We start from the raw sequence: 15,552 nt of genomic DNA, 5'->3' as shown, positions 1-15,552 counted from the left end.
TTGCGCTCTGTCATAGAGGCTATCCTCCACAGTGCTTACCTTTAGCATAGGAGTTTTCTCTGGCGAGGAGGCATCTCGTCACAAAACACAAACTTATTGAGAATCAGAAATTCTCCCTTAGGCTGAACGGGAGGTGATTCCCAAAAATTGAGGATAGCCTCCATTCCCTCTACCTGCTTTTGGGTTAGCCTTCCATTAAATAAAGAATCCCGGACAATATTGTAAAATTTAGCCCTATCCATTACATGTCTCCCGCAAAGATTTAAATTGTTTTTACAGACTTAGTCGAAGTTCAGAAAGGTGAATTTGGCTGTTTCAGATCCTAGATAACACAGGAATGATTAGAAATAAGATAGATGCACAGTAGATGCAATATGAAAAAATCAAGCCTAAAATTCTACCGACTGCTACCATTGGAAACTAATGGCATTGTGAATTTTCCTAGATTGACATGCTCAGGACTTTCTGGTTTATAGTGAACCCAGAAAGATAACCTTGGAGGAAGGCCGAGGATAACGCCAAGTCCTTCAAAACGATAGAATTTATTCCCTTTCGGAACCCCTTCTTCCATTGAGAAGGCAGGTGGTAGTTGTTTTTTTAAGCATTCCTGATTGATTGCATTAATTGTTTGCAAGGCTTGATCAGAAAGGCCAATTAAAATATCAACCGATTTTGTAACTGTAGTTGTCACCATATTTCCTCCTGATTTCTCTAACTATATTGGAGAAGATAGCTGAATGAAGGGTAGAGCTATCTTTTAATTTTTACTCTATTAATGAATTATGAGGAACTTGTGAGGATACCCTAGACGATGATGCAAGGCTCCTAGGCCGAGGACAGATCGCAGGGTTGATCGAGTGGTGTAGCGAAACTTGTAGCGATCGCCCCCTAGAAATCTTAAGGTATGTCAATGAGATTCCGTGGGAACAAACGAGACGATCTAGTATGAAAGTATGCAGTCTAGGTTAGATTGCAGGTAATTTTGTAAGAAATTGCCATTGCAAGCAAGGATGTAATCTCTGAAACGGATTAGGGATGAATCTTGACTGATCTGGGTTGCTAGGTTATCTACCGTTCTAGATCGTGATTTGTTATGTCCTCATCATCGCTTCCTAAGCCAGATTCCACTGCTGACGAAGCTGCATTACCCCCCGTTGCAGCCCAACCCCAGAAAAGTCACCGGCCCAATCCTCGCGTATTGATTTTGGGGATTGCGGCGATCGGCGTGGCGGGATATTTCGCGTGGCAGGCGTGGGGGCCGAAGCCGGAAATAACGGCGGTGGTGCTGAGTGGCCGGATTGAGTCCGACGAGACGGATATTCAGGCGAAAAATGGAGGACAGGTGGCGGAAATTACCGTCAAAGAAGGCGATCAGGTCACGTCGGGGCAGGTTCTCGTCAAAATTAATGCCGATGAGGTGCAAGCCCAAGTGCGGCGGGCGGGGGCGGATGTGCAGTCCTTCCAGGAACGGGTGGAACAGACCCGATCGGACTTGGCCAGTGCCCAGGAACGGGTCGATCGGGCCCAGTCGCGGGTTCAGGAATTGGACAATCGCATTCGAGAGGCAGGGCTGAACTTGGAACAGTCTAAAGGGGATGCCTCGGGGCAGATCAGTCAGGCATCGGCGCAGGTGTCCGTGGCCCAATCCCAACTCAGCCAAGCCCAAGCCCAGGTGAAGCAAGCCGTGGCGGAATTAAAATTAGCCCAGGCGACCCGCGATCGCTATGCCCAGTTGGTCACAGAAGGCGCAATCAATCAGCAGCAGTACGATCAGGCCCAGACAGCCTTAGAAACGGCCCGGACAGCGGTAGAGGCTCGTAAGGCGGGAGTCACAGCGGCGCAGGATCAGTTGGCGGCGGCCCAGGGTGGATTCACCCAAGCCCAGACGAAGGGGTTTAATCCCGGCATTCGCGATGCCCAGTTGGCGGCGTTGCAGGAACAGCGGGATCAGGCGCTGGCGGACTTGCGATCGGCCCAGGCGGATGCTCGCAGCTACCAGGCCAAACTGAAGGCGGCTCAAGCGGATCTGCAAAGCACCCAAGCCCGTCAAAAGGAAGCCCAGGCAAATTTAGCCTATAGCACCTTGAAAAGCCCAATCACAGGGGTGGTGTTGCAGCGGTTGGTGGAACCGGGAGCCGTGGTGACGCCGCAGAAAACCATTCTGACCTTGATCAATCCCCAGGAGGTCTATCTACGGGGTTACGTGCCGGAGGGAGATGTGGGAAGAATCGCAGTGGGAATGAAGGCACGAGTCTTTTTAGATTCGGATGGGCAACGTCCGATCGATGCCAAAGTGAGCGCGATCGATGCCAAGGCGTCGTTTACGCCGGAAAACATTTATTTCAAGAAAGATCGGGTGCGACAGGTATTTGGGGTGCGGCTGACGATCGAACAGTCCCAGGGTTTGGCGAAACCGGGAATGCCAGCGGATGCAGAAATTCTGCTGAAATAGGTTTGGTATGGTGAGTATGATTGCAATCCGACGGTAACGGTTATGACTCTGGATGAAACTGCGTTAACGTCCGTAGAACCCTGGCAGCGATCGAGTCAACCCAGACCGGATGGTTCACGACTGGATGCGCCACTGATTCAGGTGCAGACTCTAGTCAAACAGTACGGGGAATTGCGGGCGGTCAATGGAATTTCCCTAGAAGTCTATCCAGGGGAAATCTTTGGCTTGATTGGCCCGGATGGCGCGGGGAAAACGAGTACGTTCCACATTTTGGGCGGCGTCATGGAAGCGACGGCGGGAACGGTGGATATCTTGGGCCGATCGCCCCGGCTGGCCCGTCCCTACACAGGCTATTTAACGCAGCAGTTTTCCCTCTATCTCGATCTGAGCGTCGATGAAAATTTGCGCTATACGGCAGGGTTGCGGCAAGTGCCAGAGGACTTGTTACAGCAACGGCGGGATAAATATTTGTCGCTGATGGGCATTTCGGCGATCGGCGATCGCTTGGCGGGGCAGTTGTCCGGGGGGATGAAGCAAAAGTTAGCGTTGTGCTGTGCCTTGGTGTCGCAGCCGCAGATTTTATTGCTGGATGAACCAACGACGGGGGTTGATCCGGTGTCGCGGCGGGAGTTTTGGGATGTGTTGGCGGCGCTGGCGGATGAGGGGATGACGATCGTGGTGGCGACGCCCTATCTGGATGAGGCGGAACGGTGTAATCGGATTGCGTTGATGTATGACGGGCAAATCCATGAGGTGGGGACGCTGCCGGAGTTACGCCGCAATTTGGGACTGCAACGGTTGGAGGTGCGCACGTCGGCGATCGCGGAGACGGAGGCGGTGTTGCTGGCGGCGGTGCAGTCCCAGGAGGCCGACTATGGGGGGATTGTGGATGTGCAGACCTTTGGCGATCGGGTGGATGTGTTGGTACGCGATCCGCAGCACGATCGTCCCATGGTCCAGCAATTATTACGGTGTCAAGATGGGACTCAGGATGCTACTTTGTCGGCTAGTTCAGTAGGTGAGTTAACGCAAGATTTCGCAGAAATTGAAACGACGGAGGTCACGCTGGAAAATGTATTTGTGACTCGTTTGCGGCAACAGGGATCTGATCCGACCTATGTTCCCTTTCCGCGCCAACGATCGCGGGACGAAATGAAAAATGGATTGCGACGGGAAACGGTGGCGATCGGAGCGAAAAATTTGCGCAAGGTATTTGGGCAGTTTCAGGCAGTGAAAGGCGTGGATTTGGCAATCCGTTATGGAGAAATCTATGGACTACTGGGTTCCAATGGTGCAGGAAAGACAACGACGATTAAAATGCTATGTGGATTGCTGGAGAAAACCACTGGAGAGTTGACTCTGGCGGGCCAGACGCAGAATTTGCGCGATCGGGAGTTGCGGCGGCGGATTGGCTACATGAGCCAGAAGTTTACGCTGTACGATGATTTGACGATCGTGGAGAATTTGGAGTTTTACTGTGGCGTGTATGGAGTCCCTCCAGCGCGGCGATCGGACAAGATTGCTTGGGTATTGGAAACCTGTGGGTTGGTGGGGCGGGAAGCTCTGTTGACGGGGAAGCTACCGGGGGGCTGGAAGCAGCGGGTGGCCTTTGGGGCGTCGGTGATGCATGAGCCGGAGATTTTGTTTTTGGATGAGCCAACTTCGGGGGTTGATCCGTTGGCGCGGCGGCAGTTTTGGCGATTGATTAATGAGTTCGCGCGGCAGGGAACGGCGATTTTGGTAACGACCCATTATCTGGAGGAGGCGGAGCAGTGTAATCGCATGGGCTTTTTGGTGGCGGGGGAGGTGGTGTTGCAGGGGTCGCCGAGGGAGATTAAGGCGGCGCAACCGGGGCAGTTGATGGAGTTGCGGGTCGATCGTACGCAGCAGGCATCCAATTTGTTGAAGCAGGTGTTGGAGCCGTGGCGGGTGTCGATTTTTGGCGATCGGTTACATGTGGTGATGGAAGCGCCGGAGGAGGATTTGCAGCGGGTGGGGGCGGTGTTGCAGTCGGCGGGAATGGTGTTGCTATCTCACCGAGGCTTGCCGTTTTCCTTGGAAGATGCGTTTATCAGTACCATTCAGCGCACGGAGACGGGCACGAAGCATTTAGCAGTTTAGTATTGTGGGCTAATGATGCAGTTGAGTGGCGAGGAAAGAGGCATCGCATGGCCCCTAGGTTACTGACATTGGCAATGTAGTGCTCCCGTGCTCGGTTGCGTTGACTCGAACGAATCCCGACTTTGCCCCAATCGGTGTATCGCCGTGTTCGCGATCCTTAGTTAAACTTGCTATAAAAGCATTGCACATTATCGAATTCGGTGAATCCTGGACAGACCATAATCATCCGATCGATAATGTGCAATGCCACGCTCACAGGGGTCTACGCAGGAGTCTACAGCAGCGGGAAATCCGTTCTGCCTCAGCGTAAAAAACAACTCACTGTTTAACCTACCAATAAGCTATTGCGGTTAAAGCTACTTTGGGTTTGGTAGGCAAGCACCGCCAACAAATCACTCCCCTGGCTAATCCGCAAGCCAGCCTGACTGTCCGCAAAGGTCAAACCATTCAGACGGTTGACTTGCAAACGAGTTGTACCTGCTTGATAGTTAACGATCGTGACATGGCCATCGCCGGAATTGAGTTTCACGGTTGCCTGACTCGTTCCACCCAACCAAACTTGGTCATTGCCGCTGCCGCTATCGATGTAATCCATTCCACCATTGGCATAGATGACATCATTTCCACGACCACCCAAAATCGTCTCAGCAGCATCGGAGCCATAAATATGGTCATCCCCCGCTTCACCAATCAGGGTATCCATACCGCCGTTGCCGTAAATGGTGTCATTGCCCAAACCACCCTTCAGGGTTTCCGCAAAGTCACGACCATAGATCACCATCGGTTTTGCCTCACCAATCGGTTGCTCGATCGGGGGCTGGATTGCCGCTTTACCCAGGCTGGCATCGAGGTTCAGCGACTCACCCAGCTTGATTTGAATGATTTCGTTATTGTCGATCGCCCGACCCGAAAAATCCCGACCGATCGAGAAAGGATAGTTATTGTCATTGGCCACCAGAATCGTGTCCTTGTCCAACACCAAAATATTTTCGATCGTCACAAACGGAAAGCTAAACTTCGTACTGCCATCCCCATTCAAATCTTTGGGGTCAGCAATATTCAGTAAATCAACAACTTCCGTTTTTTGGACAAATCCATTGGCGTCGGTTTTGGCCAAATCAATTTTGAAGATTTTCTTGAAGGCAGCGGCAGCCCCTTGATTGTTATCCCGCTCAATCACGAGAAATTCGGTGGCATTAATCGGTGTGAAATCCCCGATCGCATGGCTGGGAGATTCCATCTGATACAGTCCCGCCAAGCCTTTGAACGAACTGCTCGTGGTGTCAAATTGATAAATCCGTAGAGAACCCTCCGGATCGCCCAGGACAGTGCCCTCCAACAGTGGGTAGAGGGTTTTACGATCGAGGCTAAAGGCCATGCCCTCATAACCGCGCGATCGGCCTAGATTTGCCGCCAAATCCCCTGCTAGCACCCCCGGATGATCCGGTGAGTAAACAAAATCCGCCGCTACCTGTTTGATGACCTTGGCTCCCGTTCCCGGAAAATCGGTAAAGAAGCCATCCGCACCAATTTGGGTTAACTGCACCAACTCTTGCTCTGGGGTTTGGGGCGTGCCATCCGGGTTGAGCGTGAGGAAGGTTTCTTCGTTGCGTAGGGTGTAGGGATGCACCTGCAATCCAGCGGCATGGGCATCGTCGATAAACGACGTAATTTCGCCCGTGAGCTGCGACCCAATTTCGGCCTTCCCATCCCCATTGCCATCCACCTTGGTGGTGAGGGGTTCCCGCAACAGAATATTGTTCTTCCAAGGCCCAGCCCCTTCGGCGTACAGATCTCGCATGACTTGCAACATCGCCGGACTATCGAGATCGGCATAAACCGTATTAGCGGACAACGGTTTTTCAGCGGCATCCAGAAACGCCTGACCGTAGATGGCTTTGAGGTCGTTGCCTTGACTGACGTTATAGCGAATGTCGTAGGGGAAGGAGAAGGAATCCTGGGGATCGGCGGAGCGGGTCGTATCACCGTAGAGTTGGACTAAGGGGATATTCCCAATGCCTTCCTGATTCAGGCGCTGCTGAATTTCGATCAGGTTCTGGAACTCAAAGGATTGAATGAAAATTCGGCTGGGGTCGGTAAATCCTTCCGCAATCAAGGTATCCACCAGCAATTGACTGGTGTCAAGATTAATCGACGTACCATCCAGGAATTTCCCTTCCTTGGCAAGGAACGTGGGGTGCTTGGTTTCGGGGTAGATGCCGATTTTCTTACCCGTCTGCGCTTCCACTTGTTTAACCAAGTCAATGATTTCCGTCAGGGTCGGAATTTCAAATTGACCATCGAAAGCCGTATTGCCGGGACGGGTCGCGGGAATCCGTTCTTTAGCGCGCAGGGTCTTGAGTTCCGCCAGGGTAAAGTCTTCGACAAACCAACCCGTGTAGGCAACGCCATCGATCGTTTTCGTGGTTTTACGATCGGCAAATTCTGGACGAGTTGCAACATCACTGGTTCCAGAAATTTCGTTTTCATGGCGAGCCACCAAAACGCCATCTTTCGTAACGACCAAATCCGGTTCAATAAAGCTGGCACCTTGCTCGATCGCCAGTTTATAGGCTTCTAGGGTATGCTCTGGGCGGCTGCCGCTGGCTCCCCGGTGCCCAATCACGATCGGGGCTTCACCATTCAGGGTCTTAAAGCTGGTGATGTTCGGCGTGGCGATCGGCGCTTCCAGCAACTTACCCGTTGCGTCAAAGTGCAGCAAATATGGCCCAAACTCTTCGCCAATCCAAATGTCACCCTTGGCATCAATTACAAAGGATTCCACATCGAAGTCTGCCCCGGTGAGATTGCGATCGGCGGTATTCTCATTTTGAATCGCAAAGGGAATGCGGCGATCGGGATCGCGCAGTTGCACAAAACCCTGAACGGCCACACTGCGATCGCCCTGCTCGCTGCCGGCAAAGCTGGGATCGACTTGGTACAACCGTAGTAAATAGTCGGCGCTATTGGTTTTTGCCCCAAACCCGTTATCCGAGAGGAACCAGTAGTTATCGCCCTTGCCCCCCGGCGCAAACTGCACTCCACTAAACCCTTGCACGGGTTGTCCCGCAAAGGGGCCAGTGCGTCCATTGCCCGTAATGCCTGAACCGGCGTTGGGGCCAGCGGCAAAGGTGTCGGCTGGTAGCGCTGCAAAGCCAACCAGTTCGGCGGGTTTGACCGGAGGCGGTACAATGCCCTGGGAGAGTTTGCCCGTGCCCAGGTTTTCAATCAGCAGTGCGCCGATGTCGATGATCCGGTTGCCATCGCTCGATTCGTACAGTCCTAGATCCAGCTTGTTGGGATCATTGAAGTCAACGGGTAATACTTGATTGCCGCTTATCCGGAAGCCATTGGCGGGCAGCAGGGCGATCGCGCTACCTGCGTCAGAACTGACGGAGAAGGAACCTACTTGACGGTTGCCTGTCCACTGCCAGTTCCAGCTAATCAGTTCATCGATCGTAATGACACCATCGGCAGCATCCGCTTCACTGGCGGAGAATTGACCTTTAATGGCACCACCGCCGTCCTGTTTCCAGTAGCCCCGAAATTCAGTGTTGAAGTTCAGGATACGGCTGACATCGATCGTGCCGTTGGCGCTAGCATCCCCGATCGTCGTGGTTCCCGCTGTGAAATTTTCGACAATTAAGGCTCCCAGATCAAGGACGCGATCGCCAGTAGCCGATTCAAATAATCCTTGATCCAGACCATCAGCATCGATCAAGTTCAGATTGACGGGGGTATTGCCTCCACCAATTTTGAAGCCCCCTGGCGGCATTAAGGTGCTGACGGTGCCCTCCTGGGACGTTAGGGTAAACGGTGCCACGACATCATTGCCTTTCCAGTTCCACCGCCAAGACACAACTTCATCCAGCGAAATCACACCATCGGCAGCATCCGCTTCACTGGCCGAGAGAATGCCCTGAATGGCCCCACCGCCATCATTCGACCAAAAGCCCTTGTAGCTGACGGCAAAATCCACGATCGGACTGACCGAAATACTGCCCTTGGTCGCGTTCCCCGTTGCGGTGGTTCCGGCGGCAAGATTTTCAATCAACAGTGCCCCAAGGTCAATTAGTCGATCGCTATTTGCGGATTGGTAAATCCCTTGATCAACGCCATCGGCATCCTGGAATTGGGCGTCAAACGGGGTATTGCTGCGATTAATCAGAAAGCCCCCCGGTGGCGTCAAGGCAGATGCAGTGCCATCCTGGGAGGCGATCGTGAATCCAGTAACCGCAGAATTTCCTGTCCAAGTGAATTTCCAGGTCAACATTTCATCAAGGCTGATCACACCGTCGGCAATTGCTGCATCAGTTGCGGAGACAACACCCTTAACAACAGCGCTGTCATCCCAGAAGCCCGTATACTGGACCCCAAATTCCTGTGTCTTTGCAATGTTCATGATCGATTTCTTTGTAATGAACGGTCAGGCTGAAGCATCAGACGGAAGAACCGACTGATCACTAAACTGGCAATACAAAAAGGGGCTTCGTCAGAAGCCCCAAGCAACGCAGTAACTAATTAAGAACCAATGATGCCGCCATCCTTGCGGGTGATGACGATCGTGCAATCGCGTGGCACTTTGCCACTGCCCTGGGCGGCTGGGAAATTGGTTTTGGTGGGATCGCCATCGCCGGGATGCTGAAGATTGACAAACATCGTGCGGCGATCGGGTGTTACGGTTAACCCCGTCACCTCACAGCCCGTCACCCCTGCAAATAGGCGTCGAATCACGCGATTGTCATTGGGATCAGCGACTAATAATTGATCGTTCAGACCCTTCTTCTGCTCGCCATCGGTTTCGATAAACAAGCGCCCATCGGGATCAGCCCACAAACCATCGGGACTGCTGAAGGTCCGTTCATCAGTGGCTCCATGGGTATCCTGCGACAGCACGTAAATATCCCATTTGAAGGTTAGTCCCACATGGTTATCGGCATCGCGCCATTTGATGATATGGCCATCGGGGTTTGGCCCCAGTGGATTGGCCTTATCAACCTGGGCTGCAGTCCGGCGGCTATTGTTCGTCAATGTGCAGTAGACATCGCCATTGGGAGCCGTGGCGACCCACTCTGGCCGATCCATTTTGGTGGCCCCGAGTAAATCCCCCGCAATCCGCGCATAGGTTAAGACTTCGGCTTGGGTCTTGAATCGTGCCTTGAGTTTGGGATTGTTAATCGACAGTTCCAACCATTCACCCGTGAAATCATCATTGAACTTGGCAACGTAAAGTTTGCCGCGATCCAAGGGGCTGATTCCCCGCGCCTGCATCGATCGCCAGTTGGCTTCCGACACAAACTTGTAGATGTAGTCAAACCGCTCGTCATCTCCCATGTAGACCACGGCGCGACCGCCTTTACCCACAACCAATTCAGCGTTTTCGTGCTTAAAGCGACCCAGGGCTGTGCGCTTCACCGGCGTCTGGGAAGCATCCATCGGATCAATCTCAACGACCCAACCAAAACGGTTTTCCTCGTTCTTGTATTGGGCATTGGACAAGTCAAAGCGATCGTCAAATTTCTCCCAACCATATCCGAAACCTGCTTTGCTAAAGCCATAGCGGGCTTGCTCTGGGGTCGCCGTCCAAGTCCCGGCCTTATCGCCAAAGTACCCGTTGAAATTCTCTTCACAGGTCAGGTAGGTTCCCCAAGGTGTTTTCCCATTGGCGCAGTTATTCACTGTCCCAAGCGGGGCATTACCTGCAGGAGTTTTCAGCAAATCGCTATTCGCCACAGGGCCTGTAAACTTCACTGGCGTGTTGACATGGATGCGGCGATTTTTCTTGCTGTTGCGTACAACATCCCACTTGCCGTTTTGCTTTTTGAGTTCTACAACGGCAACTCCATGGGCATGTTGGGAAAGGCGCACATCTTCTAAACTCGTTGGGGCTTCCTTGCCCAGAATGTGGGTGTTGCCGCCAAATTCATGGTTAATTGCGAGCACGCCGCTAGTGTTGCTGTTGCCCATGGGGAAGAACCACATCCCATCGTGGCCAATCCCAATTTGCTGGGCCTGCTGGACGGCGGTAGGACGGGTCGCGGGGTTGCCATCATACTCTGGAACCCCATCTTTGATCGGTGTGCCCCAGGGAATCAGAACAGTGTATTGATAATCCGCAGAAATATTGGGTACAGCTCCCGTTCCATCTTTGGCAAGCACGGGCTGGAAATTAATTGTGGGACGATTGGCAGGCTTAGCTTGGGCCATTGCCGTTAACGTTCCCCAACCATTGCCGTTATGGCTGACCATTGAAGCCAGAAATCCGGTTGCGGATAGGGCGGCGCTGCGTGCCAACAGGTGCCGCCGTGACATCCCAACCCGCAAGACATCTTCAAAGGTTCGATTACCGGAATGATTACTAATTTGGTTATCGTCAAGATTCTGAACCATGGGTGTCTCCTCTCAATGGGGCAACGGTTGTTCTATTTTTTCGGAATGCTTTTCCCGGAGATAGGCTCCATGGAAAAGCGATCGCTAGTCTAAATGGCTCAAATATTGCTGAGCCAAGGAACCAGCAAGTTGACGCCGATCGCGGGCTTCATCGATCGCATTGGAGATCGCGGGCCAGTTCGGCAGTTCGCTCCGCCGCCTAGCCACGATCGGGGGCTGATTCAACGGCGGTTGAGGCCGCTGAAAGCCTGCGTAGGCACCGTGATACTGACTCCACAGCCGAATCTGCGGAGATCGCTGCCACTGCTGACGGGACACCGTTGTGGTGAGCAATGGCAGGACATCCCCCTGGCGATTCACCGTAATCTGAATTTCCAGACGATCTAACTGGGGGTTTTGCTGAAACCGCTGGTTCACTTGCTGGGTCAGAAATGGCTCCACCTGTTGCACCAGATCCGGGTGAGCAGTATCACGATAAACCGGAAGTTCAAAGGTAAAACGTCCTACCTGTGCTGCTTTCGCCGATTCGTTCAGTGAGGCCAATGACACAGCACTCACAACGATCGCGAGCCAAAAATGTCTATAGAATCTAGCAAATACACTGTAACTCACAGAAACTCACAGAATGAGGGCAAAGATTAGCGAAAATCATCTAGCTTCAGCGCAGGGAATGGTGTAGCCAACAGTTGGAATTAGTCTTCAAAATACTGAGTGCAATTTTTAATCAATCATTTTCGCTATCAGCAGAGTCAGAATCAAAATATCGGTTAAAAAACTGGGAGTTCCTAGATCAAAGCAACATCGAAATAGTAGTTCATCGAAGTAAAAAGCAGGTTAAATCCATCTAAAGCAACGGAAATCTTTTAGTGAAATTTCGATCGCGCTTGATCCGACCGCCATCTTTCACTAGGCGGACAGCCAATGCAGATTAATGACTCCTTGGTAACTCGCCCCTAGAGACGTGTTGGGGGTTCCTTGCAGCCCAAGCCATCAATGGTGCCAATTCGCAAGAGGCGAGCTAGAACTCTATACATCTTTTAGGCAGGCTTGCATAAACTCCAAGGCTGCTCCGTGTAATTCATCAAGTTAAGGCAAGGAGCTACGGCAATCTCCTTCTCAGTCATTTAGGGATTCCACCTCTGTTTCCTAACAACATCGCATACATTATCTTTTTGGAGTTTTACGACCATGTCTATCAAGAAAGCAGCTTCCACCACCATTGCAGTTACCGTTCTTTCCCTCGCGATCGCGGCTCCTTCCATGGCTGCTCCCTGCCGGGATGATAAGGGCTTAGCTCGCAAAGTCTTCACTGAATTTCAAGCCGCTTGTCAAACTGCTTCTATCGGTAGTCTATCTGCCTGTGGTAAAGCTGGAAAAATTGTCAATGCGATCGCGAAAATTAAAACCACGCTGTCAGATTTAGGCGTTACGGTGGGTAATAACTGGCTCACCTTGGGAACTCCGGAATCCGGGCGATTCTCCGCTGCTGGCAATCCCCGCTTCACAACCCTCAAAACCGTTGATAAGGATTCTGTCAAAATTTCCCTTGATAAAACGGGCGGTAAAGGTGGAGTCGCTGCTGTGATTTGCGCCACCGATGCCAATGGTACCACTAAGCTAGGCGAAATTGAGATTGAAGATGGCTCACGGGATGCTGTTAGCAAGAATCTGACTGTGACAGGTGCTAAGGATAAAATTCTACAAATTCAACTGAATGGTATTGGCAGTGCGGTACAAACCATGAAGTTTAAGCTGAATGCTCAGTAGGTTGTACTCTGGCTAAAACCTGAATTTAGCTAAAACCTGAAGAGGAATGAGCGGGGAAGCAGGGAATTCAAAAGTCAACGGTATGATTTGACTCGTCCATTTCTGCTTTCCCTTCGCTAAGTTTCCTCCAGTGTTTACTAATCATTAACTTCAGCATTGGGTTATTGTGACGCGCCTTTTGAATTTGCAAAATGCATTGGGATTAACGTATGTTACGGTTACAGTTAGTCATTCCACCCATTTCCATCTGTTTACTCATTGCTAGTTGGTTTCCAAAGAGCGCGATCGCAGCCCATCCATCCGCCCATTCAGCATTCGATTCATCCATCACCACACGACTGCCCAGATTTCTCAATTCATCTGCCCAACCACCTTCTAAGTACCCGACTTCCGATCGTTCTACAGATACTCAGACCCACCGTCAATCCTTCCCCATTACGAACGTTCGCCCAGAAACGATCGTCGTGGCCCAAGCATCTACGAATTCCCCATCCCCCGTCACACCCCCGCCTGTTCCCCCGCCTACCCCAGTACCCACAGCCACGCCTACCGTTCCCACTCGTCAAACCGTCAAGCCTACCGAGACCCTTCGCATTCCCCTTAATCCATTCCCAACCCTAGAAGCGGGTCAATCCCTGGCCGTACTGGTGGGTATCACCGATGTGACCTCCCAGGTAAAACTGATCGATCGCGATTTAGTGTATCAGCCCGACGCTATTCCTTTACCGTTGGGGGATGTTGAAGTTGTGGTCTACCTCGTCAAAAGTCCGATCGATTGGCAAATTCTGACCCAACTTTCTTTAACTGTCACAGAAGACTCTGCAATCGCTCAGGGCAGTTCTGAAAAAACTCCCATCTCCCAACCGTCACTGGACTCCAAGCTAGCTCAAGCAGAAACAATACCGAATGAACCATCAGCTGAGAAACCTGTAGAACAATCCACAGAGAAACCAACAGAACAACCAACCGAAAAGCCAACGGAAAACCCCACAGAATCATCCACTGAGAAACCAGCAGAGCAGCCGACCGAAAAGCCAGCCGAACAACCCATAGAAGCAGCACCGTTTAATCAAGCAGCCTTTCTACTTCAACCCACGGTTAACTTAAATCTCAAATCCCAATTCCTAGAACGCCGTACCCCTGATGCAGGAGTGCCCGATCGCCCGACTTTTACCGATCTCACGTTTCAAGGAGGATTCTCCACCACCTTTACCGCTGGAACGTTTATCAGCAAAAGTAACTTTGCCTTCGTTGGCAGCACCTTCCAAAATGAGGCACTGCGGTTCGGAGAATTAGGTGAAAACGCGCCTCCCGTTGATCTGAGTGAATATCTCTTAGATACCACTTGGGGGCCTGTGCAAGCGCTGTTAGGGCATACCTGCCACGGCAACCACCCGTTCCTACTGAACAACGCCTGTAGCCGTGGATTAGTGATTAAAACGCAATTGACCGATCGCCTGAGTTTAGATCTCAGTTCACTACGATCGGAAAGCATTGTTGGGTTTGATAATTTCTTTGGTCTAGAAAACTCAGACAACAACACGAACGCGATCACGTTAGGATATCAAATTCTTAAATCTGAAGCGGGGGGAGGGGTGCGGTTTGAGGCCACCTTTATGGATGGGTCTAAACTAGCGGAAGGAAATTTTAATGAAGGCCAAGTCGTTGATGCGGAAAAGAGTCGGGGCTTTGGATTGCGACTGACTGGCAATGATAATAGCAACCGTTTTAAGTTTGATCTGGGCTACGCTTTAAGCACGTTTACCAATCCCAGTGAACCTGATCCAGAGTTAACCGATGGGTTGAATGTTGTAGAAGTGGAGCCGGTGACGAAAGATGCCTACTATTTGGAAGCCAGTTATGAGTTGTTGAAAGAAGTCCCGATCGGGGGCGATCGGACTTTTTCCCTCAGCCTCAGTGGTCGCCATGAGCGCATCAATCCCCTCTACAAAAGTCTGGGAGCCGCCATTGGTGCTGACCAGATGCAAACCCAATTGGCCTTAAACGGTTCGCTGGCTGGGGCCACATTCCAGATTCAACATACCGAAAGTGAGGATAACCTAGCCAATATCCCCACCATTCTCAAAACCAAAAATCGGGCAACGAGTTTTAATCTCACCGTCCCGTTGCAAACCGTCCTCAAAACTACGAACGTTTTTTTGCCGACTTTGACCTATTCCTATCAGTTGAATCGCCAGTTTGGAGCGAATGTTCCCATTCCCGAACTATCGGAGTTTGATGCTAGTGAAATTCCCAACCAAGTGACCACAAGCCACCAATTGGGAGCCAGTTGGACGATCGATAGTTTGAGTCTATCTTTTCAACACAGCAACACCTTACAAGATAACCGTCAACTGGGTCGGGAAACCAGTGATTTTCTCAATATTTCCAATCAAATTAATGCCAGTTGGCAAGCTTCGCCCACCCTACAAATTAGTCTAGGATTAAACCTCACTAGTGCCAAAAACTTTGAAACCAATGTAACCCAATTCACCACTTCACCCACCCTAGGGATTACTTGGGAGTTTGTCCGTGACCTCACTTGGACATTTAATTTTAATCGGACGGATAATACCGACTCGATCGACCAAAACTTGAATCGGAGTGATAGTCTAGAATCCATCTTGACTTGGAAATTCAAGGTGCTAGCAGCTCAGCGGGAACTGCCGGGAACGTTTTTTATTCGTTACAGTTTACAATCTACGCGGAACCAAGATCGAGTTTTTAATTTGAATACCGATGCAACGATTCATGTGGTTAATGCAGGATTAAGTCTGAGCTTTTAAGCACTATTTTCGTAATATTGATCATTGGCTAGCTCT

8 protein-coding genes are annotated in these 15,552 nt (G+C 51.2%); 4 read left to right on the top strand and 4 right to left on the bottom strand.

Features of this window, described 5'->3' with window-relative positions; genetic code table 11:
- Positions 1-397: 397 nt before the first annotated feature.
- Positions 398-694 carry a hypothetical protein gene (locus ACN4EG_RS12370; protein WP_431629818.1) on the bottom strand — a complete coding sequence of 99 codons (297 nt, stop codon included), beginning with the start codon at positions 692-694 and terminating at the stop codon, positions 398-400.
- 399 nt (positions 695-1,093) lie between these two features.
- Between ACN4EG_RS12370 and ACN4EG_RS12365 the strand changes: the two genes are divergently transcribed.
- Together ACN4EG_RS12365 and ACN4EG_RS12360 are read left to right on the top strand one after the other, a co-directional pair.
- Entirely contained in the window at positions 1,094-2,452 is a 1,359-nt protein-coding gene (locus ACN4EG_RS12365; RefSeq protein ID WP_431629816.1) for an HlyD family secretion protein, read from the top strand.
- Between the two features lie 42 nt (positions 2,453-2,494).
- Positions 2,495-4,573 carry an ATP-binding cassette domain-containing protein gene (locus tag ACN4EG_RS12360; protein ID WP_431629815.1) on the top strand — a complete coding sequence of 693 codons (2,079 nt, stop codon included), beginning with the start codon at positions 2,495-2,497 and terminating at the stop codon, positions 4,571-4,573.
- A 325-nt stretch (positions 4,574-4,898) separates the two neighbouring features.
- Here the strand turns inward: ACN4EG_RS12360 and ACN4EG_RS12355 are convergent, their stop codons facing one another.
- From ACN4EG_RS12355 to ACN4EG_RS12345, 3 genes are all read right to left on the bottom strand, one after another.
- Positions 4,899-8,975, bottom strand: a complete 4,077-nt coding sequence (locus ACN4EG_RS12355) for an esterase-like activity of phytase family protein (protein WP_431629814.1) — start codon at positions 8,973-8,975, stop codon at positions 4,899-4,901.
- A gap of 119 nt (positions 8,976-9,094) precedes the next feature.
- On the bottom strand, positions 9,095-10,963 hold the full coding sequence (locus ACN4EG_RS12350; protein ID WP_431629812.1) for a PhoX family protein: 1,869 nt from the start codon (positions 10,961-10,963) through the stop codon (positions 9,095-9,097).
- Positions 10,964-11,047: 84 nt separating this feature from the next.
- Positions 11,048-11,521, bottom strand: coding sequence for a hypothetical protein (locus ACN4EG_RS12345; RefSeq protein ID WP_431629811.1), 474 nt, complete (start codon positions 11,519-11,521; stop codon positions 11,048-11,050).
- A gap of 630 nt (positions 11,522-12,151) precedes the next feature.
- On the opposite strand from ACN4EG_RS12345, the gene ACN4EG_RS12340 reads away from it, so the two are divergent.
- Both ACN4EG_RS12340 and ACN4EG_RS12335 read left to right on the top strand, forming a co-directional pair.
- The gene (locus tag ACN4EG_RS12340; RefSeq protein WP_431629810.1) at positions 12,152-12,730 is read left to right on the top strand and encodes a hypothetical protein; all 579 of its coding nucleotides are present in this window, start codon (positions 12,152-12,154) and stop codon (positions 12,728-12,730) included.
- Between the two features lie 209 nt (positions 12,731-12,939).
- Positions 12,940-15,516, top strand: a complete 2,577-nt coding sequence (locus ACN4EG_RS12335) for a hypothetical protein (RefSeq protein WP_431629809.1) — start codon at positions 12,940-12,942, stop codon at positions 15,514-15,516.
- Positions 15,517-15,552: the final 36 nt, after the last annotated feature.

It is taken from the genome of Alkalinema pantanalense CENA528, from assembly GCF_050753345.1.
In the GTDB taxonomy this organism is placed as follows: Bacteria; Cyanobacteriota; Cyanobacteriia; order Leptolyngbyales; family Leptolyngbyaceae; genus Alkalinema; species Alkalinema pantanalense.
This window is presented reverse-complemented; position numbering and strand designations above follow the sequence as displayed.